This is a genomic window from Aquimarina atlantica (genome assembly GCF_000626715.1).
In the GTDB taxonomy this organism is placed as follows: domain Bacteria; phylum Bacteroidota; class Bacteroidia; order Flavobacteriales; family Flavobacteriaceae; genus Aquimarina; species Aquimarina atlantica.
The window spans coordinates 25252-51315 of record NZ_AQRA01000001.1 but is presented as its reverse complement, the minus strand read 5'-3'; the positions used below and the strand labels follow the sequence as shown (position 1 = coordinate 51315).

Sequence of the window (26064 nt, the reverse complement as noted above, 5' to 3'; positions counted from 1 at the left end):
ATTGGTAGTTGATTAATTTTAATAGCGTTTTTTACCACGATTGTTTCGGTAATTCTTTTTACCGCTATTATTAGAACTATGTTTTTTCTTTTTTCCTCTCATCAAATTAGATGAATCTGTAAGATCTTCATTGCTTCCTTTAAGATCGATCTTGCCATCACTTAGTTCATACAAATGATTAAAAATAACACTATCTTCTACTGTATCTTTATTCCAGTTCAGATAGCATTTTTTCATATGATTAGCAATCGTTAAAGTAAGTGCATTTTTTAAATCTCCATCTTCCCAACTATTTGCAACATCTATCATTCGTTTAATATTGTTTCCATAAAAACGATATTTCGGAAAATTCTGAGGGTATTTAAGAGGCTCTGGTCTTTCCTGTAATTTTTCTTTAGTCAATACAGGAAAAGGAGTATCTACATCTAATTTAAAATCACTCATTATAAACAACTGATCCCACAATTTATGCTGAAACTCTGGTACATCTCGTAAATGTGGTTGTAGATTACCCATTACAGCAATAATCGACTTTGCAACCTTATTGCGTTCTTCACGATCCTCAATAGCAACCGTATGGTTTATCATTTTTTGCATATGACGACCATATTCTGGGATAATGAGCTTTTCGCGCTCGGTATTGTATTCTATATTATATATATCCATAAAATGTATGTGAAAATTGTGTAGAGATAGCCTAAAAAATCAATATGTAAGTTGTTGTGAATATAAGCTCTTGAAAACTATTTATAAGTAATTATGTATAAACTCTTTAGATTCAGTTTGACAATTGATTACTTTTCGGACTATTCTATAATTCGTTTCGCAAAATACTAAAATAAAATAAGTAAGCTACTGTCAATACTATATTTTATTTATTAATCAATGGTATTTAACAAAGAAAAACAGCTAATAAAGTCATCTCAACTTTTATGCTTACCTATAAATTGGTTGTTTTACCTCTTTACGATCTCTATTTTGTACATCCAAAATACTATAATGAAATCACTCCTTCTACTTTTTCGGCAACTTCTTTATATTTAGTAATTACCTGATCCGGATTTTTCATTCTAACATTGATAGATACACTGGTATATTTACCATTTTTAGATTGTTTTGTCTGAATTACCGAACCCAGGTTATCAAAAATTGATTCGATCTGTTCAATCTTTTCTGTATTTGTAGGTACAATAAATTTATATAAATATGAAGCTGGCCATAGTGATGTATCTGCCAACTGCTCTTTTAATTTTTTATAAAATTCTTCAGGGTCTTTCATAGTAACATGTATCAAATCAAAATTTAGGCCAAAGATACATCTTATGATTTATAAAAACGAAGTTACACAGAAACTCCTTTTGCTTTTTTATGAAGAAAAATCGCTTTTTATCATAGCATGATATTCTGCTATCGTATCAATATCTACTCCTTTATCAAGAGCATCAACTGTGTTTATATGATCTATATGTTTTTTAATAATATATCGTGCCCCAAAATCTGCCTGCAATTGCAGTAACTCATCGAAAAATTTAGATGGAATAATTGCAGGAACCCCAATACCTGAGTCCAAAACTGTAGCGGCAATAACACTTGACTTTTTACTAAATTGATTGATTAATGTATTAAAATGAGCTATATCTAATAATGGTTGATCTACCAGTGAAATTAACACTCCGTCGTACGACAATTTGTCTTGTTGTATAGCTTTAATTCCAGAACATATTGTAGATCCCATTCCCGATTGCCATTCTTCATTTTTGAGTATGGTAACAGGAAAATGACAAATCTCTTTGTATACAGTGTCATAATGCGCTCCCAAAACCACATAGATTGATGTTTCTTTTATGAGTAGTGCCCTTTGTATAGCGTGACCAATCAATGTAGTATTGCGCCAGGGCAATACCTGTTTTGGTTCTCCCATTCTACTAGAGGAACCTGCTGCAAGAATAAGTTGAGCTATTTTAGGTTTTGGTAGCAATGGCATTTATTTCTTTCCTTTTAGGATCATCATGAATCGCTCCTTTCTTCTCCTGTAATGGTATTGGGTTTTGACCTCTGATCACAGACAATATTTCGGCAATTATTGAAATAGCAATTTCCTGAGGAGTTTCTGCTCCCAGGTTTAAACCGGCAGGACCATGAATAGCATCGAGAAACCTATCGGTAACCTCGGGAAAATATTCTATAAAAGCAGACAATAGTTTTTCTCTACGCTGTGCAGGCCCCAATAATCCTATATATATTGGTCTGGTTTCTTTTAACGCCTGGAGATATAATAGATCTTTAGCAAAATTATGAGACATTAGAATAATAGCGGTCTGATCATCTATATGGTCTATACTCAAATCTTCTGGAGCACTAAGAATTATCTGTTTAGCTCCCGGAAAATCTTCTATTTTTTTAGAATGTTGTGGCGAACCTACGATATCTACTTCCCAGCCAGTGGCTGATGCCAGTTTGCATAACTGCACTGCATCATGCTCAGTACCAACAATTATTAGCCTGAAACAAGGTTGCATTTCTCCAACAAAACTCTCTAAACGATCATCTGGCTTGGTATTTTGCGAAAAACAAAACGCCTGATCCCCTTTAAATTGCATAATAGACCCCATAATAGAAGTTTCCTCTTCTATTTTTGAGTACCATGATCTAATTTCAAAAGGTACTCTGGATTTTAGGTGTCTTTGTATTGTTGCAATCTCAATAGTATTAATATCAAAAGTTTCAATCAAAATATACAATAGTCCTTCGCACCCCAGCCTATATTTACCATCATAGGTCATCATTTTGGGTTCTCCGGAAACGAAAACAGATTGTGCTTGTCGTAGTACTTCTTTTTCAACACACCCCCCACTTACAGCACCTGTCATTTTTCCATTTTGAAGAATAAGCATACCAACTCCAGGCCTTCTATAGGAAGATCCTTCTACGTCTACTACTGTAGCCATAACAGCAGGTATTCCCTGCTGTTTGGCTTTATGATAAGATTCTATTATTTCTTTGAATTCGTGTGTCATAAGCGTACTATCCCAGTGGTGCTTTAGAGTTCATATTTTTAATAAAAGGTTGCTTATACAATCGTATCCCTTTTGCCGCCTTAATTGCATTTGCTACAGCAGCTCCTGCAGGGGGTAATGTAGGCTCTCCTAGCCCTGTTGGGGCTATATCACTTTCTATAAAATGTGTTTCGACCACAGGAGTTTCATTAATACGAATTAAACGATAGGTATTAAAATTCTTGTCTTGCGGTACTCCATCTTTAAATGAAAAATCGCCATACATCGCATGACCTACACCATCAATAACTCCACCTTCAATCTGGTTTTTGGCTCCAAGTGGGTTGACTACGATTCCGCAATCTACTACACAAGTAACTTTTTTAACTACAGGGATGTCATTCTCTAATACTACATCTGCCACCTCTGCCACATGGGTATTATGACAATAATATGCACTAAATCCCTGATATGTTCCTTCTTTTGTTTTTCCCCATCCAGATTTATCTACAGCTACTTTTATGACTTTCTCTAATCGTTCTGGAGAATATTGAATTCTCTCGTCTGTAGTTCCTTTTACTTTCTGTAATAAGTCTAAACGAAGTTGAATACGATCAATTTCCAGGATTTCTGCAAGCTCATCAAAGAAGCTTTGCTCTGCAAAAGACAAGAAATTAGTATACGGGGCTCTCCAGGCTCCTGTTGTAATTTTACTATTATAATTAGCAACATCTACCTGGTAATTTTCAATAGCTCCGGCCGGAAAAAAATTAGGAATTAAGCCGTACATATTCGAATTTACAGAAGCTTCTTTAAGGTGATATCCACTAATTTTACCATCTTTGATAGATGCACTAATTTTATATTTTATTGCCGGACGATATATCCCCGCAGACATGTCATCTTCTCTAGAATATACTACTTTAACCGGTTTCTGGGCGATTTTTGATATTTCTGCTGCTTCCAAAGCAAAATCACCATAAAGTCGTCTTCCAAAACCACCTCCCATTCTGGTCATTTCTACAGAAACATCTTCTGGATCACGCTCTAGTAAATTAGCCACTCTACGTGCTGTACCTGCTGGTGTTTGTATAGGGCCAACCAAACGAATTTTTTCTGGTGTAACATCTGCAAAGAAATTCATGGGCTCCATACAATTATGGGGTAAAAATGGTGATTCATAAGTTCTTTCGATCACCTGATCTGCCTGAGCAAATGCTTTTTTCACATTTCCATCGGCACGCAGCGTATTAAATTCCTTTCCATTAAGAAGATTCATTAATATTTTATCATGATCTTCTGTATTTTCTAATTTTGAGTCCGAAGTCCAATTAGCATTCAATGCTTTTTTTCCCTTCATGGCTGTCCAGGTATCTTTTGCTAAGACTGCAATTTTATCACCAAACTTAACCACGTCATGTACTCCCGAAATAGCTCTAGTCTCAGCATCATCAAAATCAACCAGTTTTTTGCCAAAAGCAGGAGGCCTTAATACCGATGCATATACCATTCCCTCTTCTTTATAATCCATTCCGTAAAGAGATTGTCCGGTAATAATTTTATCTACATCTACATTAGAAATATTTTTTCCTATAATTTTAAAATCCTTAGGGTTTTTTAATGTTATATTTTCTGGTACTTCAAGAGCTGCTGCTTCTTTAACTACGTCTCCGTACCCAAGTTTATCACCATTGGCATTGATAATTACTCCGTTTTCTGTTTTACATTCTGAAGCATCTACTCCCCATTTGGCTGCTGCTGCATTAATTAGCATCTGTCTTGCTGTAGCTCCCGTTTGGCGTAGAGGTTCCCACCCTTGTCTTAACGATTGGCTTCCCCCGGCCACTTGCCGTGTAAAATTTTTGGTATCTAATGCCCCTTGCGCAACATGTACATTATCCCATGACACATCAAGTTCTTCTGCAATAAGCATAGGCATAGACGTTTTAACCCCCTGGCCTATTTCTGGGTTTGGAGAGAAGATCGTTACCATACCATTATCGGCTATTTTGATAAAGGCATTAAAATCATTAAAGTTTAATTGAGAAATATCGATAGGTATATCGACGGGTGGTTTTGCTTCAGGTTTACATGCCTGAAATAAATTAAACCCAATTAACATTCCGCCACCAGCCAATGCCGATGTTTTTATAAATGATCTTCTACTAAATGAAGGTGATACATTATCTTTCATCTGTTCTTTTTTTATTGTTTTTGGTTGTCATATGGAATTCGCCATTGAACATCTCGGTTGATATTCATCAAATTGTTATAGCTCATTTCATACGTTCAAAATTTAAAAGGGTTAGCTCATTTTACTGGCAGCAACTTCTACGGCTTCTTCTATTCTGTTGTACGAAGCGCATCTACATATATTACCACTCATTGCATCTCTGATTTCAGATTTATTTGGGTTTGCATTTTGCTGTAAGAAAGCGGCGGCAGACATCATTTGCCCTGCCTGGCAATATCCGCATTGTGGTACATCTACTTCTTTCCATGCCTGTTGAACAGGATGTGAGGCATCTTCAGATAAGCCTTCTATCGTAGTAATTTCCATGTTTTCTACCATAGAAACCTGAAGTAAACAGCTTCTGTTAGCAGAACCATCTACATGTATGGTACATGCACCGCATTGACCTATACCACAGCCAAATTTGGTACCAACCATATTAAGATGATCTCTTAATATCCATAAAAGAGGAGTATCCTGATCAGCCTCGACACTATGAGATTGACCATTAATTTTTAAATTATAAACAGGCATGAGTTTTAATTTTTAAAGATTTGTATTTAACTAGTCTAAATAAAGCAAATGCATATCAATTGCTATTGAAGTTACTAAAAATTCATTATGGTGATTCAACTTTAACAGATCATTACCAATTAATTATGATTCCTGGTTTTTCTTATGTTAAAAACCAATACATAATATAATAAAGCAAATAGTAGCATCCAGAAAACAAAAACCACACAATGAGCTAAAACAGTAGCTTCATATCTTGTCTGCAATCGTTTTAGCATAAAATAAAACAAGCAACAGATAACTAATGTGTTAATACCGTTTAGAAATATTTTCTCAATTCTACTTTTTTGTTTTAATCGAGGTTTTCTCTTTAAAGAGATATAAACACCAGAAAGTATCAAGATTGAAATAATTAACCCAAAAATGAACCAAAGTACTTTGGTTGTTATCCCACCCCAATACCCAAAGTGCAAAGGATCTACGATATCATTAATCCACATAATAGTACTACTCTTTGCTGCACTTTGAATATGTTCTATTTTATAGTTATATGGATTAATGTATACGCGGTTAGCCCTTTGTCTAACTAATGGGACATTACTATATCCCATTACATATATCGTTTCTGTAGAATCAATAGCAGGAAAAATGTTTTTTACTTTTAAGTGAGGAATAGCTTTTTCTGCAATCTTAACTGCTTTATCATAATCTATATCAAAAGGGAACAAACTCTTCTTTTCATTTTGATAATTGAGTATATCTAATTTTATATGCTTAGGGTTTACCATTGGTTTAATGCCAGCAATATTTGCACGTTCTGCAAAATACCAGCTATTAATAATCACAATAAGAAAAATAAAAGGAATAGTCCATAAGCCAACTAACCTATGTAAACTTCTACTCAGCTTATTCATTCCATTTTTTACATCGAGTACAAAAAATTTCTTCCACTATGAGGATAAGAAATCCAAAAAATAAAACGATGTAATTCCCAACTTGAAAAGGTATGAAGAGGTAATAATGCAAATCTCTTAGATAGAGTTGAGCCGTAAGACTTGTTTCTCCTTGAATTTCTCCAGTATAAGGGTTTGCAAATACAAATGAAAGTTTCTTATCTTCTTCTTTATACAACAAGTCACATAGGTAAGGTTCATCATGACGTATCCAATAGGTGATTTTGGCCTTTGGATAAGTCTTTGCAAAATTATTTGAAATGACATTTCTCGAAACATAAGTCGATTGTGGTGTGGCTCTATAATCTGATTGAATTAACCAATCTAACTCATGACTAACGGTTGAGATTGTTCCAGAAAAACATATGACAAAAAAGAGTAGGCCTAGTTGAGTCCCAATCCATCCGTGCAATAAAAATAACTTTTTTTTCACTTTGTATATTATGCTATGACTAACATTAAAGTAAGGCAATCATATTCTTTGTATAAAATCTTTTTGCTGAATAACTCAATTACTGCTTCAAATTGACCGTCTATCTCGATATCTGTTTAAAATCTGAATATTTGTATTTCATCGAGACGTAGATGTTATTCAGAGCGTATTATGATCCGTTTTACCTTCATACAAAGAATATATATTTATATTTAATTTCTGTAATTATCTTACTATACATCAAACTGTTTTGGTTTGTTAGCATAGAAAACTTTAAACAACTTCTTTTCAAAATCCTTTTATAATTCCGAAATTTGCATCAAAATTATTCCTTTGACAAAGAAAAGAATTGTAATTACCGGAGCACCGGGAACAGGCAAGACCTCAGTTATCCATAAACTTGAAGAAGCAAATTTTTTCTGTTTTCATGAGATTATACGAAGTATGACTCAAGAGGCATTAAAAAGTAATGACTCTAAGACTATTGTTTCTAACCCAATAATTTCTGTTTCTGACCCTTATCAATTTAATACACAAATCCTTAATGGAAGGGTTGATCAATTTAAAGATGCTATATCACAAAAAGAAGATCTTACATTTTATGATAGAGGTATACCGGATGTCCTGGCATATATGAACTATTTTGACCAGTCATACGACGACAATTTTATAAATGCTTGTAAGAATCATATGTATGATCAGGTTTTTTTACTGCCACCATGGGAAGATATCTACGTATCAGACAATGAGCGTTATGAAAGCTTTGAACAAGCAAAAGAAATTCATCATCATCTGCTTGAAACTTATAGTCAATTAGGCTATGACTGTATCGAAGTACCTTTTGGAACTGTGAAGGAACGTTATGACTTTATTCTAAAAAACATAAAATAATTTGCTAAAATCTCCTCTCAAAATATTACAGCAATATTGGAAACACAATAGCTTTAAGCCATTGCAGGAAGAGATTATAGCTTCGGTACTTGAAGGAGAAGACACTTTTGCATTGCTTCCCACTGGCGGGGGAAAATCAATTTGTTTTCAGGTACCTGCTCTAATAAAAGAAGGTATTTGTATTGTTATTTCTCCGTTAATTGCATTAATGCAAGATCAGGTACTGCACCTTCAGCAAAAAAACATAAAAGCAATTGCATTGCCTAGTGGTATTAAATATTCAGAATTAGATACTTTACTGGATAATTGTATTTATGGTAATTATAAGTTCCTTTATCTTTCTCCAGAACGTCTTCAACAAGACATTGTGCAAGAACGGTTAAAACAAATGAATATTAATCTTATTGCTGTGGATGAAGCGCACTGTATTTCGCAATGGGGAAATGATTTTAGACCTTCTTATAAAAAAATAGAAGTACTTAGAAAAATACATCCTGCTGTTCCTGTTATTGCATTAACTGCTTCTGCCACCAAAGAAGTGGTAGATGATATTGTGGCAGAACTGGATCTTTTTCAACCTAAAATATTTAAACAATCATTTTTTAGATCTAACCTGGGGTATAGAGTAGAAAATGTAATCGATAAAAAGTATAAACTAACTCAGATTTTAGATCAATACCCGGGAACTTCGATCGTTTATGTTCGAAATAGAAAATCTGCAGTAGAGTTGAGTGATTTTCTTAATGAAAGTGGCTATTTGGCAACCTACTATCATGGCGGTGTAGATGCACAAGAAAAAACCAAGCGATTTAACCAGTGGTTAAAAGAAGAAATTAGAGTGATGGTTGCTACCAATGCTTTTGGCATGGGAATCGACAAGCCCAATGTGCGTACAGTAATTCATTATACGATTCCAGAAAGTATAGAAAGCTATTTTCAGGAAGCAGGTAGAGCTGGTCGAGATGGTAAACCATCTTTTGCTTATCTTCTAAAAAATACGAATGATAATCAGAGACTACATAATCAATTTATCAAAGTATTACCTGGTATAGACGAAGTAAAACTAGTCTATAGAAAGCTATGTAACTATTTTCAGATATCATACGGTGAAGGTGAACAGACTATTCATAATTTTGAATTCAATACATTTTGTAAAACATATGAGTTAAATACACTCATTACCTATAATACATTACAATTTTTGGATCGCTGTGGTGTCATTAGATTTATGCAACGATATACCAAAAAAAGCAGTGTTCATATTCTAACAACCGGAAATCACCTTTTAGAATTTCTAGAAAATAATAAAGAATACCAACTAATTACCAAGGCTATCTTAAGAACATATGGCGGTATTTTTGACGAAAAAGTAACGATTAACCTGCCTTTGATTGCTTCTAAAGTAGGAAGACCCGAAATAGAAGTTATTACTGTATTACATAAACTACACGAAGCTGAATTACTAGAATTTATATATAAAATTTCTGATGCAGAAATCATCTTCTTATTGCCACGTGAAGATGATCATACCATTAATAGTATTAAACATCATTTAATAAAACAAAATACTTCAAAAATAAAGAAGGTAGAAGCAATATTAAGATTTACAGAAAATAATACGAAATGCAAAAGCAGGCAGCTACTTCACTACTTTGGAGAAAAAGAAACTACCGATTGTGGTATATGTAGTTTTTGTATTACCAAAAAAAATAATGCTACACCAATAGATCTTAATGAAATACAAGACGATATTATAAGGCTTTTAGAAAGAAAAAACTTATCTTCAAGAGATTTACTGGCACAGTTAGCATATCCCGAAAAATTAGCCTTACGAGTATTACGGGAAATGAACGAACATCAAATTATAAGGATCAATCACGATAATCACTATCAATTAGCACAAAAATAATGAGAGACTTACGAATCCTGTTTATGGGGACACCGGATTTTGCCGTTGAAACCCTAAAAGCCATCATAGAAAACAAATATCATGTCGTTGGTGTTATTACTGCTCCCGACAGACCAGCGGGAAGAGGTAGAAAACTGAAAGCATCTGCGGTTAAGGAATATGCACTATCCAAAAACCTAAAAGTTCTTCAGCCAACAAATCTAAAAGATGAAGATTTTATTGAAGAATTAAGAGCTTTGGAAGCTAATCTTAATATAGTTGTTGCTTTTAGAATGCTTCCAAAAGTCGTTTGGGATATGCCAGAGTATGGTACTTTTAATTTACATGCATCTCTGCTTCCGGATTATAGAGGTGCAGCACCAATTAATTGGGCTGTTATTAATGGAGAGCAAAAGACCGGAATCACGACTTTCTTTATCGACGAAAAAATAGATACGGGTCACCTTATTTTTCAGAAAGAAGTTGAAATAAAAAATGATGATACCGCAGGAATACTACATGATACACTAATGAAAAAAGGTGCTGATTTGGTATTAGATACTATAAAAGCGATAGAAAATGATTCGGTAACAGTAATCCCTCAACCCAAAGACAGTACTTTTAAAACAGCATATAAGTTAAATCGTGAGAACACCAAAATTAATTGGGAAGACGATTTACATACTATTCATAACCTTATTAGAGGACTAAGCCCTTATCCTACTGCCTGGTGTGAGTTATATAATAAAGGAGCGTCTGAAAATATAAAAATATATGATGCTCGGCCTATCGAAGAAGCACATACATATGACATAGGTAAAATTATTATTGAAGATTCTACGATCAAGGTAGCCGTAAAAAACGGGTATATCGTATTGAAAAAACTTCAACTTCCGGGTAAAAAAGCGATGGAGTCACAAGCACTGTTGAATGGTTATGTATTTTATAGAGATGCAAAAATGTGCTAGCCCCTGTGTAGTATAGGGTTTAAAAATGTATCTAAAACAACATCGGTTATTAACAATCGCATTGAGTTATCAACAAATCCCTGTATTTACTGGGCCAATCCTTGCATGAATCATAAATCCGTATAAATTTGTAAAGCGTTTAACATAAAAGATTGGTTTAACCAACAATTAATTTAAAAACAGAATTATGAACAAAACAGAATTAATCGATGCAATGGCAGCTGACGCTGGAATTACTAAAGCAGCGGCTAAAAAAGCCTTAGAATCTTTCTTAGGAAACGTTGAAGGTACTCTTAAAAAAGGAGGACGTGTTTCTTTAGTAGGATTTGGATCTTGGTCAGTTTCTAGAAGAGCTGCTAGAGAAGGTAGAAATCCACAAACTGGTAAGACTATTAAAATCGCTGCTAAAAACGTTGTTAAGTTTAAGGCTGGTGCTGATTTATCAAGTTCGGTAAACTAATCAGTTCGTTTTCGATATTATCTAAAAGCTCCCAAAATTGGGAGTTTTTTTTATGATTTTTTGGCAAAAAACACCTAACTACTTTGATTATTAGAAATAATTATTTAGATTTAAGATAAGTAAAATTGTTAGTATGATATCACTACAACCATCAAAAGGACATTTATTAATTGCTGAGCCATCTATTATAGGAGATGTGTCTTTTAATCGTTCGGTTGTTCTTTTGGCGGATCATAGTGAGCAAGGGTCTATTGGTTTTATAATGAACAAACCACTTGAGTACTTTCTTGCTGATCTGGTTCCTGAAATTGAAATGGAATTTAAGATCTATAATGGCGGACCAGTTGAACAAGACAACCTGTATTTTATACACAAAGTCCCTGATTTAATTCCTAACAGTGTAGAAATATCTGGTGGTATTTATTGGGGAGGAGATTTTTCTATTGTTTCGAGGCTTATTGTTGAAGATAAAATCACTCCAAATGAAATCAGATTTTTCTTAGGGTATTCTGGCTGGGATTCTAAGCAACTTAACCAGGAACTTGAAGCCAACTCATGGGTAATTGTCGAAAATAATTACAAAAAGAATATTTTCGGAAAATCCTGTGATACTTTCTGGAAAGAAAAAATGATAGAACTAGGAGGAGAATATGTTCTTTGGTCTAATGCTCCGGAGAATCCTACTTACAATTAATTTCCTAACCTTATCCTAGTATTTAATATTCCTAATAATCTCTTACTCGTCTTAGAAGTATATTCCTTCTTTCTAAACTTGGTAATTGGTAAAATTCCTGTAATTACATTTGTAACAAATAATTCATCTGCCTTTTGTAACTCAAAAGGGGAAATAGAAGCTTCTTCTAATTGATATTCTGGTAATTTTTCAAGAATTCTTAATAATTGAGTTCTCAATATACCTTTTAGGCACCCATCTGTTATTGGAGGTGTTTTTATCGTATTACCTTTTACAAGAAACAAGTTTCCATTTAAAGCTTCAATAATCATTTTATCAGAATTGATCAGTAAACAATTATCAAAACCATTTTCTTTTGCAAAAATTCCGCCAAGAACATTAACCAGTTTATTTGTTGATTTTATCGTAGATAGCATATCTGTACTTACGTAATGATCTTTAAACAGCGTAACTTCATATTTCTGATCAGAAATCGTATAAAAATTAGATGTTAATTGAGAAGCCAATATGTTGTATTCTATATCACTAGAAGCGGGCGTATATAGCCCGCCAGCTCCCCTATTTACCATTAATTTTACTCTTACCGAGGCGTTCATTAACTCATTTGCTGTGATAAGATCTATGATTTCCTTTTCCAAAAATTCTGGGGTAAACGACATAGGGATTTGCATTCTAAGAATACGCATCGAAGCCATTAACCGAAAATAATGATCTTCCCAAAATAAAATAGTTCCTGCATTAACTCTAATTGTTTCGAATAAAGCATCTCCGTATGCATATCCTCTATTATCAATAGCCAATACTGCTTTATGATCTTCTAGTAAATTTCCGTTGATATTAACCATAAAAAATTCCCATAAATTTTAATGTTTATGGGGTATAAAGATTTGTATTATAAAAAAGAAGAGTTATGCCGAACCTAATACGTGTTTTAGGTTTCCAATCATATTATCCCATAACATTTTGTTTTCATCCATTTCATCATCTTCAGAGTAATCCGTAACCATAAGAGAAACATCCTTGGTTATTTCATCAACCTGAATACGCATTTCAAAGAAGTAATCATTTCCATCATCTTCATCTTCTACCCATCTAAACTTTACCCGTTCACCACTTTTTTTACTTAAAAGTTTTGCATCTTCTTCAGAATCATCCCAGATAAATGTAAATAACTCTCCTCTTGAGTTTACATTATCTGCGAACCACTCTGAGAGTCCCGAAGGTGTAGATATATATTGATATAATAGTTGCGGTGATGACTGTACCACAAATTCAAGTTCATATTTAGTTTTTTCAGACATATCATTAATTGTTGGTAAGCCAATATATAGATTAATTACCGACTTTAAAAGTACATTGAAAAAAAAATTAATTATGCATTATTGTTTGCGTGATTCTATTTTGTTTTTATATTTGCACCCTCCTTAGCAATACTATAAAAAGTATTCTAATATATCAGATCTTTTTTAATGGTTTGATTACGTAGAAATAAGGAAAATGGCGAGGTAGCTCAGTTGGTTAGAGCGTCGGATTCATAACCCGGAGGTCACGAGTTCAAATCTCGTTCTCGCTACTAGAATTAATAAAAGAAAGCTGACTTATATAGGTCAGCTTTTTTTATTTAGTTCAGAAAATGTATTTTTATGTTGTGGGGATATTTACCGACTATAATGCAGATATTGTTCAGATCATAAGCCTTCCTTTGGAGCTGATCGGGTTTGCCTTGGCATTCATTGAAGTACGTCTACCATCTAAAGCAGATCGAATTGAAAAAGGAATTGATATTTTAATTGATCGATTATTCAACATCATTAAAAAGCGTAGTCCCAAAGATGGCACATCACTACCTCTTGCTGTTTTGATGCACCTTTCTATCACATTAGCATTATTAGGTTGTTTTTGGGTTTGCCAGAAATATGTGCCTATTCTATATGAACGTCCTAAAGATTATTTTTTTGATTACTTTGACTATTTCGCTTGGTTTGTTGGGTGGCTTGGTATTGTATTTTCGAGTATGGGTATTTTAATGTTTGGTTCTTTTATAGTGATAACAATTCTATTAATTATTTTAAAAACTATCGCCCGTATTTTAAATTACTTAGATCGATATGCTCATGGCAGAGCTTTGGGAGCATTTGGTTTAATACTAGCCTTGTTCGGAGTTATCGGTGAAATTTTTCAGGTTACAGTAATGATGGTTAATTAATGTTGTTCTCTAAATGATTTTGGAGAAATAGATACATATTTCTTAAAAAATTTCCAGAAATAAGCAGAATCTTCAAAGTGCAACTCAAAAGCAATCTCAGATATACTTTGTTTGCTAAAAATTAGAAGTCGTTTAGCTTCTAAAATAACACGTTCTCTAATCAATTCTCCTGCTGTTTTTCCTGTTGATTTCTTTACTGTATCGTTTAGATAAGTTGGTGTGATATGTAATAACGAAGCATAGTAACTAACACTTCTTTCTTTTTTATACTCTTGTTCGATTAATGCTCTAAAAGATTTTACAATCATATTCCCAGATGTGCTAACTCCAAAATCCTGATCATTATGCATCTGTCGCTGTATATGGATCATCAAAACATTAAGATGATTTTTAATAATCTGATCTTTCTCTACATAATCATTGGTAAATTCTTTCCATAGCTCTGTAATACTACTGCTAATTGCTTTTTCTTCTTCATTAGTTCGTACTGCTAAAAATGTATTATGTATGGCAGTATTTATAATTTCAAAACTGGTATTGGTTCCCATTTGTGATAACAAAACATCTGGAGAAAAATGTAATACAAACCCTTTAAAGTCGTTAGAATTTTCGCATGCATGAACTACGCCCGGGTGAATATAAAACAGTGTACCCTTCTTCATTTCATACATTTTTTCGTCTATCATAATGTTTCCACGACCATGGGTTACCCATATGATTTGAAAGAGATTAAAGTGTCGATGAGGATGATGCACTACAGTAGTAACACCGTCTGATAATTCTTCTAAGCGTCTCATATTAAAAAACGAGGCGATTTCGCCTTCTATCTTATTACCATATAAATGATAATTTGGCACCTTTTCTATTGCTTTAACAGGCCTCATATATCCGGGTTCATTGCTTTATTCTTTCATCAATATAAACATAATATCATAAACTCAAATTTCTTCTCCTATACTATTAAAAACTTTTTTAAAATTAAATGCATCAGAAGTTGGTCCATATTCTTCTATATGTCTCAATTTAGATAAGGCTTCTTCTATTGTTGGTATATGATCACTATCTACCCACCATAGTACCATATGTGGACTCTTCATTCTTTCGAACCATTTTCTACCATCTCTCACAAAATAGCTATGTACGGTACCATAGGCAAAATCTTTAAGAGATGTAAGATTTTCCCAAACAGACATATTAATGAGCATCATATCATCTTCTAAAGGAGATTCTATATTTGCGGCAGAACTACCATCATCATCTTTTAATCTCCACACAAATCCTGGACTCTCATCGGCTAGTTTATTAATTGGCTCCAGAAAATCTACGAATTCTTTTAGTAAAGGAGAATCTAATGGGGCTTTCATTTTGGCAATATTAATTTCGGCAATGTACTTTTTACTCATAATTTTAATTTTTTACTGTATTGTCAATATTAATATTCAAAATTAGAGATAGGCAATTTATATATGTGTATAAAGAATACAGTTGTTTCTGTACTTTTTACAGAATTTTTTCTTTAAACCATAAAATAAAACCTAAATAGTAGTATATATTAATTTTCTTCTTTTAATAGTTTATGAAATACATCTGCCAATCGTATTTCTATAAACTTTATAATATCTCTTTCTGGAGTATCATTTTGATACATAGAGAAGACTTTTGAGGCATTTTGCCGTTTTAGTACTTTAATATCCCCTTCTGGATATTCGATATCTTCTGGTTTTAAATTCCATTTTAATAACGATGTCAAAAGTTCGGTATGTGATTCATATCGCTTCTCTAATACTTTCTGCCTATCCAGGTCTTCCTGGTTTGTTTCTTCAGCACTATTGATTCTTGCACTTAACACCGTAAACTCATCTCGTATCTGTCGATCAATATCCTGTGCTTCATAAACCAGTTTTAAGTAAGATTCGTATATTTTCTCATTGTAAAATGCTGCAAAATCAAAATAAAGATTCATCGCCTTTAGGTAACTGATAGCCACCTCTTTGTAAACTCTTTTATCTTTCTGTTCTGTTTCTACAAGCTGTGCTCCTAGATCACTTAATCTTCCTCGTTTATCCTTGATAAGATGGGCAAAACCTTCTTTATCTGGTAGTGCTAGTAACTCTGGGGTGATATCTATAGGGAGTCCTTCATAACGATACTTCCTATAATGAATCTTGATAGAATCATTCGCTTCTTTTGGCTTTTTAGCTTTCTTTGGTCTCTTATTGAAATTAATTTTAGGCTTCTTTAATCCAAATGCATAATTATAACTAAAAGTAGCTGTAAACTCACTTAGACTTCCTGTACTACCTCCATTCCTAAACAACTGTACAGCATTAAGATTAAAATTATGCCGCTCTTTTAAGGTATAGGTCACCGCTCCTCGAAGATTCGTTACACCTGTCGTAAATGTAGCATTACTAGAACTATTATATCCTGCTGATAATCGAGTATTTAAGGTCTTTTTAAAATATCGCTTCCCAACACTTACCGTAGGCCCCCAGGTTGTTGCTTCTTCTCTGCCAATGGTATTATAAGTACCATTAACAGATGTACTTATATTAAGATTCCTTTCTGAAAAATCTATCGTATGACCCAAATTCATATTATGAAAAGTAGATGCATCGCCTAGTCTTACCACTCCTCCCTGCTCATTCGAGACATCATTTAAGGCATAATTCATTGTAAGATTCTGGCGTGAAGTTTTTTTACTAGAGAGTACATAATTAATCGTTAATGTTGCCGTCTGTGACAACTGTTTGTAATCCAGATCCTCGATCTGTTCATCTAATAGATCGGCATCATTAATCTCATCAAACTGATTAGGTTTAATATTGGTAAATGTGCTAAAATTAGAATACATACCAGAAATATTCAACCGGTCGGATACAGAAAGAGTCGCATTTAAGGAGCCCACTGTACGATTGGTATTATTAGCCTTCAAATTATCCAAATCATCTCTTTGATATCCTATATTAAGAGCTAAACTCAATTTATCCTTAAAAAAGGTATTAGAAGCGTCTAAGGTGATGTTTTCGAAATCATTATTAAAATAATAAGCTCCCAGGGTTTCATATCCCGGATCAATACGTTCGTATCCCAAACCAAAATTCACTCTACCTATAGCATAACCCAAACGGGTCTTTATTGCTGTATAATATTCGGTAGATGCCCGATTATTAAAAATAGTAGCAATCGGAGAGATCTCCGAATTATCAACCTCTTCGGCTCTGGTATCTTTGGTAATTGCCGTAGCGGCATATTCGGCCTGAAGACTAAAACTTCTACCTAATTTAACCTCTCCTTCTAAACTTACTACCAGGTTCTCCTGGGGTAATACGCCTTTGGCTTCGGGGATAGAATCAATAGAGTTTTGATCATCTTTGGCATAGAAACCTATAACGCCTATTTTATATCGTTCTTTTTCAAAACTTGTTTTTACTCCATAGCCCATACGGGTATAAGAAGGAACCGTTCTTGCATCTGCATTATCCTCTACTGCTTTTAGTAAACGACCACTCATAGCACTGATTTTAAACGCTCCCGGTGGAGTAAGATCTATACCTCCACCTGTAAACTGATGACCACTTAAGGTATAAGGAGAAAAGGTCATACTTATATTACCGATATGGCCCGTAATCCATTTATACTTGGGATGTAAACTAATACGATTAAAATCAAACGGCAATTGATAGCCTAAATTCTCCCCCTGATTCGAAAAACTATACGAAATCGGAATAGAAAAACTATAGATATTAATATTAAGGGCTCCTTGCAAAAAATAAGTAAAGGGCTCTCGGTTATTGTTTTGATTCGAATTGTAATACACACCACTGGCAGAAATCTGGCCACTTACTTTTAAGGGCTTACTCTGAGTGATCGTTTCATAATCCAGTGTTTGTGCAATAGATAAAAAAGGAAATACCAAAAACACTAATAATAGCTTATTCAAAAACTTTATTTTAGTTGGTATACTCAAAAATGATTTTATATAAAATTTCCCCACAATTCTCTTATAACATGAATAAGATTATTTTTCTCTCTTTATTAAGTACACTACTCTATATTTTATTTATCTGCCAAAAACCAGAATATGGCTTAAACAATCTAACTTCGTAGTAAAAAAATTCAAACCTAAAAACACTAGAGATTTTATGAATTAAATACTCTTTTTTTCTATAACTCTTCATCTTATTTAAGAGTCTGTATATTGTTCCCAAGTAATTTTCATCTCTTCTATATCAGACGGCATTGGCACATCATATTTCGATTTTGTTCTTATTTCCCATATTTTTTCTATTTCTGAGAGTTTAACTTCACCAGAATAATATGCTATTCCACTAGAATCTATAAGTTTTACAAATGGTAATTTTTCACCAATTTCTTTATCATAAGTTTTTAAACTCACACTTTTTATATCCTCGAAATAATGATAAGTTTCAAATACAGCTCCTCTATAAAGAGCTTTGGTTACAATCCCAAACGCATTCTTTAACATCTCTTTTTTGATAATTTTTATAAATCCCCCATGAATACTTTTCTCAAATTCATCAATTGGGCATTCTTTTTCATTTTCATAGAGTAATATGAAATGAGTAAAAGGAATTGGAGCTTCATGTCTTACTTCATGAAATCTTATTTCATACCCGTTATAATTTGTATATTCTCCTTGTCTTATTATCATTCTGCAGGAACAAACTTGTTTTTATCTTTATCAAACTTTGCTATTAACTTCTCAGAACCGTCTGACATTAATCTAAACATAGAATCACCATGTTGAGGTGTATAACGTGGAGATTCTAATTCAGGAACTCCCAGTCTACCATTATTTCCAGATGTAAACCCGTTACCGGTGTATGGATATGATATTCCCGCCCCTTGAGGTATTGTCAAATTCGGGTTTTCAACTTTATATCTAATAATACCACAACTACCATCAGATAATTTAAAATCTGAACCATCATAATCAAGTCTCATTCCGTAGAAGATATCCTCGTATGTTTTTAGGTGTTTCGCATCTTTTGCAGCCGTAATAAATCCTCCAACTGTATTATAAGTTCCGTCCAAATATTTTTCTATATCAGATTTGGAGATCACTTTTTGAAGTATTGTATTTCCATCTGGTATAGGTATCGAATTCCTAATAGCACTTATTATGGCTTTATCATCTTCTTTTAGTTGATGATATTTCATTTTCTGATAGATTTTCTTAAAGTTTTCTACACTTATTCCATGCTTACTAACAATTGAAGCTACATTATCAGAAAATCCATTAATTGAATTAATAGTAGATCTGTCATATTTCGCATTATCAATTTTCTTAAACCCAATCTCTTTTCCTTTTCTTAAAATTACATGCTCTTTATACTTGCCCGCAACTTCTGCTCCATCTGCCTCATCCAGAAATTTTTTCTTGATCAGGTTTCCTTCTATATCTATACGTGCTATTTCTGTATTTTCATTATCGACTACTTTTACTTCTCCTTTTTTAATGCCAGAAAACTTAATTGGTAACTTTAATTTAGAATCAAATATCTTATCTGCTTCTTCGAGCCCATCAATTAATTTTTGTTTATTAGCAGTAGATCCTTCTACCATAAGAGCCTTTAACCCTTCAAATGATTCTTTTTTATTATAAACAAAGCGACTATGTATCTTGGCCAGAATCTCTAAATTTTTGCCATCGTTTGCAAAACGAGTATTTCTAAAAGGTTCTAATATTTCCCATGATTTCTCAAGATTTGCCTTTTTATCTGGTGATGCATTGTCATACAGTCGTTTAATATTTTGATGTTTATTCTCGGGTAAATCAGATAAAACAGTTTTTAACGTTGGAATTCTAATTCCTTCTGTAACCTCAAGTCCTTCAATTAATCTCTTTCTTTTTTCTGGTTTATCTTTAAGAAATTTTGGATCATCTTTTATTTTATTTAATAGAACTTTTGATTCATTCTTAATCTCAGTTTCTTGTGCTTTTGTAAGTTTATCACCTAACTCTTTTATCTTTATTCCTTTTTGAATAATCCCTAGATAAAACTGTACAGCCTTACAAGTTTCATCTGTCTTACAAGTTTTTGAATACTTTAATAAAGTCTCAACAGTAGATAATCCCAACTTTACATTTTCAAAACTATTAAGTATTGTAGCAAATAAATTACGGTCTTCATATATTTTCCAAAGTTGTTCTAAACTAACATCACCACCAATTTCTTTTGCTATTTTTCTTAATCCTTTAAGAATTTTTTCTCTATCTGAACCATCTGGTATTAAATCAGGATTATCCTTTATTTCTTTATGTACTTTACCTGCAGCTTTCTTTAATTCAGCACTTCTTTTCACCAAATCACCATATCCAATTCCTAATCCCAATACATCACCAAAAATCCCTAACATATCGCAATATGTCTTTTCTTTTTTCGTCTGAGGTTGTTTTGGTGAGTCGCAAGGTTTAGAATATTTAACTAATAGATTTGCTGTAGATACTAGTACATCCAATCCTTTTAAACCTTCAAAAAAGCTACTTATCTTACCAACATTTTTAAGATGTTTTATTTTAGCTAAATTACCTATCCCGCTAGCAGTTAGCGCAACATCCATTACAAGCTCTGCTTTTTCCAGGTTTTTCCTCAGGTTATCTCTCTTTACATTTCCTGCAAAAATTATTGCTGGTATTTTTTTTGTAACCTTTGAATTATCTCCATTCTCAAAGATTACCATAACTGGCTGATAATATTTATATTTTAATGCTCCCTTCCGACTTCCCATATCTGCAGGAATAATTAAATGTTCCTTATTAAATACAGCAGAGTCATAAGTTACATTAGGGAACCATGATTTCCCATCATAATGGATTAAATGAGAGGTTCTAGGTGTTGAATAATCCGCTACATAATCGATATATGTATATGCACTTTCGTCTTCATATTTACTATTATTCCACAACTTATATAAGACATTAAGCAGTCTAGAGAAATTATTTTCATTTCCGGCCCATAACCAAGCAGCATTTACATCTTGTGTTTGTTTAAAAAGCTTTTCTAGCAATACGTAATCATCAAGTAAAAACTGTAAGATTTCGTTATTAAAAGATCTTTTATCTGTGGATGGGGGTGTTTCAAGTAAATCAAGTATCAGGTCTTCATAATATTCTGTTAACCAATCTTCATTTGCTTCTAATGTACTTACAATCTTAGAGATAATTCTATACCTTGTCTCAGCAGAAAAATATTGTATACCACAATTAGCTATACTTTTTAATTGCTCAAAATGCTCTTTTGTTAATTTATTATTTTGTAATATTTCCTTTACAATTTCATTTGTTTCATTTCTTATTTGAGACTTATCTTTAGGAAACAGATATTCTCGTAGTCTATCTAATTCTCTAGAATCTGCTCCCGTACTAGTCCTTAGTATATATATCTCAACATTTTTATACAACAAACTATAACGCCAAGGCCCATTTTTCTTACGACTTTCTGGATCTTTACCTATTTCTACAGGTTCATATACGGCTTTTCCTTCAAAACTTCCTTTATCAATTTTGATCTTTATATCGGATCCTTTCCATTTTGAACTGAAAATTCCTGTTTTTCCAAAAACTGATGTATCAAAAGAAATAACGCCATTTGGATCAGTAGTGTTTATATGTGCACATCTTATAATTTGAAATATTTTCTCTCCGAATTCAGTATTTGTATATTCTCCCTCTTCATCATCCTGAAATGGATATAATTTAAAATCAGGGTTATGAATTTGCGCCCAATCCAAATGTGATAATTTTACTCCATTACCATAATCCATAAGCCAATTTGTAGCTCCTTTTGATGTTTTTAACTGTGTGAATGGATGTTCTAATCCAAAAACACCATGGCCAAGTTCATGAGCGACTGTTCCTGCCAAATTATCTTTACCTTCCTCTTCTTTGGAAAGGTTACTATTAAATATAAATCCAAATTGTCGCTTAATCGGCATAAAACCAGCAACGTCACTTCGGCTAGGTTGTATAGTATTTCCAAAAACAAAAAGGTAGTATGATGTAATAGAAGTAGTTTCTTTTGATTTATAAGCATTGATAATAGAGCTTTGATCTTCTGTATAATTTGTAAAGAAACCACTATCTCCCATCTGCACTGTATCTCCTCCATAAAGAGATTTATCTACTTTAAAATCATTAACAATAGTAAGCTTAATATTAACCGATGCCTTACCATAGATAGCATTGATTTTTGATGTAAGTTCTGATGCACTTGGTAATGATACCCCATCAACTGGTATGATTGTTACATTAACCTCTTTTTTGGACAAGTGCCATAGTGAAAATACTCCTGCTATAGTCTGTTTTTTACTATTATCCTTTGGTTGTATAGTAGCATAGATATTTTCATGCTCAAATGAATAATATCCATTAAGTTTTAACGTAATCTCATTACTTCCGGATACTTCATACTTAACATTTTCACCATTAGCTGTTTTAATAACGAGATCATTAATAGATACGTTGCTATCGGTAATGGTTACTTTTGCTTTTATTTTATCTGTAGCTCCATTACCTACTGCTTTATTAACAATCGTATAGGTTTTCCCTTTTGTATCTTTTATTTGCTTGTAATAGCTCTCTAATTGTTTTTCCTGTCCGTCTGGTATTGCATCAAAACCATAGTTATACGTATTATCAGTTATAAACTCTACTTTTATTCCTTCTGCAGAAAGTTGAGATACATTTCCGTTCTCATCAACTCCAGGTGTATTTTCCGAATCGACACCACCTCCTTCTGCCAAGGGTTCTCCCTGTCTAATATTGCCATCTTCATCAACATGGTATACATCACCATTACTGTCAACAATAACTAGATCATCTCCACCAGGATACTTGGATATAGCTCCTGTAACGGGATCTGTAACGGTTATGGTACCATCATCATTTACTCTAATATCGTTAATCGTTATATCATAATCGAGCTGTACTGATTCTAGATCATTATCTCCTTCAAAAACCTCTATCACATCATTAACAGAATCAACATCTCCCCAGTTTTCGTCATAATCTGTAACTACAATCCCCTCTAAAAGTTGATAATCTGTATTAATACTAATATTATCAAAACTCACTTTAAGTTTTGTATCTTGTAGATAAGGTACTACGATATATCCCCATCCCGAAAAAGAACCATTAGTTCCTTTGACCTCTTTTACCGTTACCGGAAAATCTCCTGCTGTAAATACTTCATTTGTAACCAATCTTTCTAAAGGATCCTGATTGGTAATAATAATCTCGGGTGTAATACCACAGTTATAAGTTGATTCTTTGTCATTTGCCAGTATGGTAGTAAACTCATAGATTTGAGAATAGGTATATGGACCTTTTTCCAGGCATTGTCCTCCAACTCTAAACTCATAAGTTGTTCCCGGTTCCAGGTTATAAATAGTTGTATATTCATTAAGAGTACCACCTTCAAACCAAATTGAGTTTTCTGCATCCTTCTTACGGTATTGTACGTTATATCGCAGATGATCTACTCCCTGCCAAAAGATTTTTTCGCTAGTTGTATTTTTGGCTTCGGCCAATATATATTCTGGCTCTACACATTTACCGGTATAAGTAAAGTAATAGATTTCACTATACCCATCATTTTTAAACACCGATGTTTCACTAATCCCGTCGCTTACCATAGCCCGTACTCTCCATCCATAAGTTTTATCGGGTAGTAAAGAAGTTTCTGCAGGACCATATAACAAAGTAGTAGCAAAAGTATTGGTTTGATATAATGGGCGACTAGCTAAAAATGCAGCTTGTGGATCCATTTGATTATCCCATATCTCTGCTAATGTAAACTCATATTCTACATTCGTTGCATTAAGGTGGCGCGGAGTCCATTGAAAAATAATATTTTGAGGTTCTCTCATTAATACTTGTTCTCCTCTATTGGGTATATTTAAAAATGGAGGATCATTAAGAACTAAATAAACCGTAGCACAGCTTTTACGAGAAATCTGCTGCCCAGATTGTGCATCATACACTTCGAAACAAAAACGATATAAACCTTCTGGTAAAGGCACACTATATTGCTGGGGATTAATTCCTCTTAAATTCTGAAGTGCAAAATAAGGTTGTAAATCTATATTCGTTAATCGTAGTGGTACTCCACCGTCAAGAAAAATCGGATTAGCTCCAATCACTACATCATTACTTTGGATAGACAAACCTGCATTATTTTCTACAAAGAATTTTAAACGTACTTGTCTATTAGATTCTGTAATATCGGTTAGTAATAAATTAAGGATTAGCTTATCTGATGAAGCTGTATTGTACTCGGATAATTTTAAACTATACGGAGGTATTATTTGAGGGGTAACATTTACCGGAAAAACCTGCGCCTTCAATACATAAGAAAACAGGAACACTACTAATAAAATATAATATGCGTGTTTTTTAAGCATAGCTGAATTCTTTATCCTATATATCATACTTATACTCATTTAATTACTCTTTTTGAACTTTAATATCTACCAGGATATAAGAATCCTGTCCTTCGTCTACAAAGCTCTTAATCTTAATCGCTCCTTTCTTACCTTCTTTGGTTTGAAAAAGAACAATTCTTGGTACCATTGTATTATCAAAATCCTGTAATCCCCCGGGAGTTTCTGTTATCACTAAGTTATCTAACAATGTATCATCCCGCATGGTATCAAACTGCGTTGGTGTTAATGAAGCAGGGCAATTGCACAGTTCTTGCGAATTAATAAAAATGGTGTTTTTGGGGCTTTGCAATTCATCAAAAGTGGTTCCTGATAATTGATCAGGGCTCACAAACCTATTACGACTAAAAGTATTGCTCAAACCAAAGAAAACTAAATCAATATCTTGTTCAACACCTGGTGTTATCTCATTAGCTGTAAATAGTATACGTTTTGCTATGGTATAAAAACTACCTCTTGTATTTCCTGTATGGGCTGTATTAATCCCAAACTTAATATCATTTAATTCTCTAAGATTTGTGTTTTTAAAAAATTCAATCTGTTTGCTGATGGTCTTTGTTTCTTTTCCGTTAAAGGCCGTTAAACTGATAGTTTGGATTCCTTCTTTTGTAAATGTTATTTTTGGATTTTCTTCTGTAGAAGTTGAAGTACCGGCTCCTTCAAAATTCCATTGGTATGAGGTAGCACTAATTGAATTGTTTTGAAATTGTACACGAGCTGGTATCTGAAAATCATCATCATCAAAAGCTATCTGATACTCAAAATCTGATATCAGAAATGGAGCAACAGTAATTGTTTTTTGTAAATCGTATGTTTCTCGTCCATTGCTAATTTCTAATCTAATTACATGATCTCCGGGTTCTGCGAACACAATTTCACCGGGATTCTGATTTGTAGATGTTGCTGGGATCCCTCCTTCAAAAGTCCAGGAAAAACTATCTGCTCCAGAAGAATTATTTTGTATTGTATAACTGGCAGGAGAGAAATTATCCACCAGATTTGTAATTTCAAAATCCACAATCACTGGATCATCAATTTGTATTTCTAAGGTTTTTGTACCTTGGGATCCATCCTGATTGGTTGCTGTAAGCTCAATAGTATATACTCCTTTTGCATCATACTGTATGACTCCCGGATTTCGATTTACCGATCTAGAAGGTACTCCTCCTTCAAAAGTCCACTCATAATCTTCTCCTCCTTTTGTTCTATTAAAAAAAACAACCTGAACCGGAATTGAAAAATCATCATTAAAAACTTCAAATTCGAAATCAGCAATGACAGGTATTGCCTCTTCTTTGGCGCAACCGAAAAGGCAAAGTATAGCTAGTATATATATTATTCTATTCATATTATAAAAACATA

Annotated in this window: 22 protein-coding genes and 1 tRNA gene; 7 read left to right on the top strand and 16 right to left on the bottom strand. The window is 33.3% G+C overall.

All coding sequences use genetic code 11. The annotated features are described in order from the left end of the window. Positions 1-18: 18 nt before the first annotated feature. The 8 genes from ATO12_RS00195 to ATO12_RS26565 all read right to left on the bottom strand — a co-directional run bounded on the left by ATO12_RS00195 (position 19) and on the right by ATO12_RS26565 (position 7128). Complete coding sequence (locus ATO12_RS00195; RefSeq protein WP_034237535.1) at positions 19-666, bottom strand: DUF4290 domain-containing protein; 648 nt, start codon at positions 664-666, stop codon at positions 19-21. Between the two features lie 328 nt (positions 667-994). Beyond that, complete coding sequence (locus ATO12_RS00190; RefSeq protein WP_034237533.1) at positions 995-1279, bottom strand: DUF493 family protein; 285 nt, start codon at positions 1277-1279, stop codon at positions 995-997. An 87-nt stretch (positions 1280-1366) separates the two neighbouring features. Continuing rightward, positions 1367-1984, bottom strand: a complete 618-nt coding sequence (locus tag ATO12_RS00185) for a nucleotidyltransferase family protein (protein WP_034237532.1) — start codon at positions 1982-1984, stop codon at positions 1367-1369. Continuing rightward, positions 1962-3017: an XdhC family protein gene (locus tag ATO12_RS00180; RefSeq protein ID WP_034237531.1), complete on the bottom strand. Its 1056-nt coding sequence runs from the start codon at positions 3015-3017 to the stop codon at positions 1962-1964. Before ATO12_RS00180 ends, ATO12_RS00185 begins: the two co-directional genes overlap by 23 nt. Positions 3018-3024: 7 nt before the next feature. Then, positions 3025-5190: a xanthine dehydrogenase family protein molybdopterin-binding subunit gene (locus tag ATO12_RS00175; RefSeq protein ID WP_034237530.1), complete on the bottom strand. Its 2166-nt coding sequence runs from the start codon at positions 5188-5190 to the stop codon at positions 3025-3027. Between the two features lie 111 nt (positions 5191-5301). Beyond that, positions 5302-5763: a (2Fe-2S)-binding protein gene (locus ATO12_RS00170; RefSeq protein ID WP_034237528.1), complete on the bottom strand. Its 462-nt coding sequence runs from the start codon at positions 5761-5763 to the stop codon at positions 5302-5304. A gap of 119 nt (positions 5764-5882) precedes the next feature. Continuing rightward, entirely contained in the window at positions 5883-6656 is a 774-nt protein-coding gene (locus ATO12_RS26570) for a PepSY-associated TM helix domain-containing protein (protein WP_034237527.1), read from the bottom strand. Beyond that, positions 6649-7128, bottom strand: a complete 480-nt coding sequence (locus tag ATO12_RS26565; protein ID WP_034237526.1) for a PepSY-associated TM helix domain-containing protein — start codon at positions 7126-7128, stop codon at positions 6649-6651. Before ATO12_RS26565 ends, ATO12_RS26570 begins: the two co-directional genes overlap by 8 nt. A 333-nt stretch (positions 7129-7461) precedes the next feature. Between ATO12_RS26565 and ATO12_RS00155 the strand changes: the two genes are divergently transcribed. From ATO12_RS00155 to ATO12_RS00135, 5 genes are all read left to right on the top strand, one after another. Next, positions 7462-8019 (top strand): AAA family ATPase, encoded by a 558-nt coding sequence (locus ATO12_RS00155; RefSeq protein WP_034237525.1) that lies wholly within the window; start codon positions 7462-7464, stop codon positions 8017-8019. A 1-nt stretch (position 8020) separates the two neighbouring features. Then, on the top strand, positions 8021-9928 hold the full coding sequence (locus ATO12_RS00150; protein ID WP_034237524.1) for a RecQ family ATP-dependent DNA helicase: 1908 nt from the start codon (positions 8021-8023) through the stop codon (positions 9926-9928). After that, complete coding sequence (gene fmt / locus ATO12_RS00145) at positions 9928-10875, top strand: methionyl-tRNA formyltransferase (RefSeq protein WP_034237523.1); 948 nt, start codon at positions 9928-9930, stop codon at positions 10873-10875. The genes ATO12_RS00150 and fmt overlap by 1 nt, the downstream gene beginning before the upstream one ends. Positions 10876-11062: 187 nt before the next feature. Further along, positions 11063-11335, top strand: a complete 273-nt coding sequence (locus ATO12_RS00140) for an HU family DNA-binding protein (protein WP_024769076.1) — start codon at positions 11063-11065, stop codon at positions 11333-11335. 133 nt (positions 11336-11468) lie between these two features. Further along, a complete protein-coding gene (locus tag ATO12_RS00135; RefSeq protein ID WP_034237522.1) occupies positions 11469-12029 on the top strand; it encodes a YqgE/AlgH family protein in 561 nt (186 codons plus the stop codon). On the opposite strand, the gene ATO12_RS00130 is transcribed toward ATO12_RS00135, so the two are convergent. Both ATO12_RS00130 and ATO12_RS00125 read right to left on the bottom strand, forming a co-directional pair. Continuing rightward, entirely contained in the window at positions 12026-12874 is an 849-nt protein-coding gene (locus ATO12_RS00130; RefSeq protein ID WP_034237520.1) for an aminotransferase class IV, read from the bottom strand. The genes ATO12_RS00135 and ATO12_RS00130 overlap by 4 nt on opposite strands. A 63-nt stretch (positions 12875-12937) precedes the next feature. Further along, positions 12938-13330, bottom strand: a complete 393-nt coding sequence (locus ATO12_RS00125) for an START-like domain-containing protein (protein ID WP_034237519.1) — start codon at positions 13328-13330, stop codon at positions 12938-12940. A gap of 198 nt (positions 13331-13528) precedes the next feature. Between ATO12_RS00125 and ATO12_RS00120 the strand changes: the two genes are divergently transcribed. After that, a tRNA-Met gene (locus ATO12_RS00120) sits at positions 13529-13602 on the top strand. 60 nt (positions 13603-13662) lie between these two features. After that, positions 13663-14235 (top strand): hypothetical protein, encoded by a 573-nt coding sequence (locus ATO12_RS00115; protein WP_034237518.1) that lies wholly within the window; start codon positions 13663-13665, stop codon positions 14233-14235. Here ATO12_RS00115 and ATO12_RS00110 read toward each other — a convergent pair. The 6 genes from ATO12_RS00110 to ATO12_RS00085 all read right to left on the bottom strand — a co-directional run bounded on the left by ATO12_RS00110 (position 14232) and on the right by ATO12_RS00085 (position 26050). After that, positions 14232-15119 carry an AraC family transcriptional regulator gene (locus ATO12_RS00110; RefSeq protein ID WP_034237517.1) on the bottom strand — a complete coding sequence of 296 codons (888 nt, stop codon included), beginning with the start codon at positions 15117-15119 and terminating at the stop codon, positions 14232-14234. The genes ATO12_RS00115 and ATO12_RS00110 overlap by 4 nt on opposite strands. Positions 15120-15173: 54 nt before the next feature. Next, entirely contained in the window at positions 15174-15638 is a 465-nt protein-coding gene (locus ATO12_RS00105; protein WP_034237516.1) for a DUF3291 domain-containing protein, read from the bottom strand. 149 nt (positions 15639-15787) lie between these two features. Next, complete coding sequence (locus tag ATO12_RS00100) at positions 15788-18178, bottom strand: hypothetical protein (RefSeq protein ID WP_051575501.1); 2391 nt, start codon at positions 18176-18178, stop codon at positions 15788-15790. A 243-nt stretch (positions 18179-18421) separates the two neighbouring features. After that, positions 18422-18910: a hypothetical protein gene (locus ATO12_RS00095; RefSeq protein ID WP_034237515.1), complete on the bottom strand. Its 489-nt coding sequence runs from the start codon at positions 18908-18910 to the stop codon at positions 18422-18424. Next, positions 18907-24663 carry a hypothetical protein gene (locus ATO12_RS00090; RefSeq protein WP_131248740.1) on the bottom strand — a complete coding sequence of 1919 codons (5757 nt, stop codon included), beginning with the start codon at positions 24661-24663 and terminating at the stop codon, positions 18907-18909. The genes ATO12_RS00095 and ATO12_RS00090 overlap by 4 nt, the downstream gene beginning before the upstream one ends. A 43-nt stretch (positions 24664-24706) precedes the next feature. Continuing rightward, positions 24707-26050 (bottom strand): PKD domain-containing protein, encoded by a 1344-nt coding sequence (locus ATO12_RS00085; protein ID WP_034237511.1) that lies wholly within the window; start codon positions 26048-26050, stop codon positions 24707-24709. Between the last annotated feature and the right edge of the window lie 14 nt (positions 26051-26064).

Coding starts and splice junctions, on each gene's coding strand:
- ATO12_RS00195 (WP_034237535.1), bottom strand. CDS start 666: ATGGATATATATAATATAGAATACAATACCGAGCGCGAAAAGCTCATT.
- ATO12_RS00190 (WP_034237533.1), bottom strand. CDS start 1,279: ATGAAAGACCCTGAAGAATTTTATAAAAAATTAAAAGAGCAGTTGGCA.
- ATO12_RS00185 (WP_034237532.1), bottom strand. CDS start 1,984: ATGCCATTGCTACCAAAACCTAAAATAGCTCAACTTATTCTTGCAGCA.
- ATO12_RS00180 (WP_034237531.1), bottom strand. CDS start 3,017: ATGACACACGAATTCAAAGAAATAATAGAATCTTATCATAAAGCCAAA.
- ATO12_RS00175 (WP_034237530.1), bottom strand. CDS start 5,190: ATGAAAGATAATGTATCACCTTCATTTAGTAGAAGATCATTTATAAAA.
- ATO12_RS00170 (WP_034237528.1), bottom strand. CDS start 5,763: ATGCCTGTTTATAATTTAAAAATTAATGGTCAATCTCATAGTGTCGAG.
- ATO12_RS26570 (WP_034237527.1), bottom strand. CDS start 6,656: ATGAATAAGCTGAGTAGAAGTTTACATAGGTTAGTTGGCTTATGGACT.
- fmt (WP_034237523.1), top strand. CDS start 9,928: ATGAGAGACTTACGAATCCTGTTTATGGGGACACCGGATTTTGCCGTT.
- ATO12_RS00140 (WP_024769076.1), top strand. CDS start 11,063: ATGAACAAAACAGAATTAATCGATGCAATGGCAGCTGACGCTGGAATT.
- ATO12_RS00135 (WP_034237522.1), top strand. CDS start 11,469: ATGATATCACTACAACCATCAAAAGGACATTTATTAATTGCTGAGCCA.
- ATO12_RS00130 (WP_034237520.1), bottom strand. CDS start 12,874: ATGGTTAATATCAACGGAAATTTACTAGAAGATCATAAAGCAGTATTG.
- ATO12_RS00125 (WP_034237519.1), bottom strand. CDS start 13,330: ATGTCTGAAAAAACTAAATATGAACTTGAATTTGTGGTACAGTCATCA.
- ATO12_RS00115 (WP_034237518.1), top strand. CDS start 13,663: ATGTATTTTTATGTTGTGGGGATATTTACCGACTATAATGCAGATATT.
- ATO12_RS00110 (WP_034237517.1), bottom strand. CDS start 15,119: ATGAGGCCTGTTAAAGCAATAGAAAAGGTGCCAAATTATCATTTATAT.
- ATO12_RS00105 (WP_034237516.1), bottom strand. CDS start 15,638: ATGAGTAAAAAGTACATTGCCGAAATTAATATTGCCAAAATGAAAGCC.
- ATO12_RS00095 (WP_034237515.1), bottom strand. CDS start 18,910: ATGATAATAAGACAAGGAGAATATACAAATTATAACGGGTATGAAATA.
- ATO12_RS00090 (WP_131248740.1), bottom strand. CDS start 24,663: ATGCTTAAAAAACACGCATATTATATTTTATTAGTAGTGTTCCTGTTT.
- ATO12_RS00085 (WP_034237511.1), bottom strand. CDS start 26,050: ATGAATAGAATAATATATATACTAGCTATACTTTGCCTTTTCGGTTGC.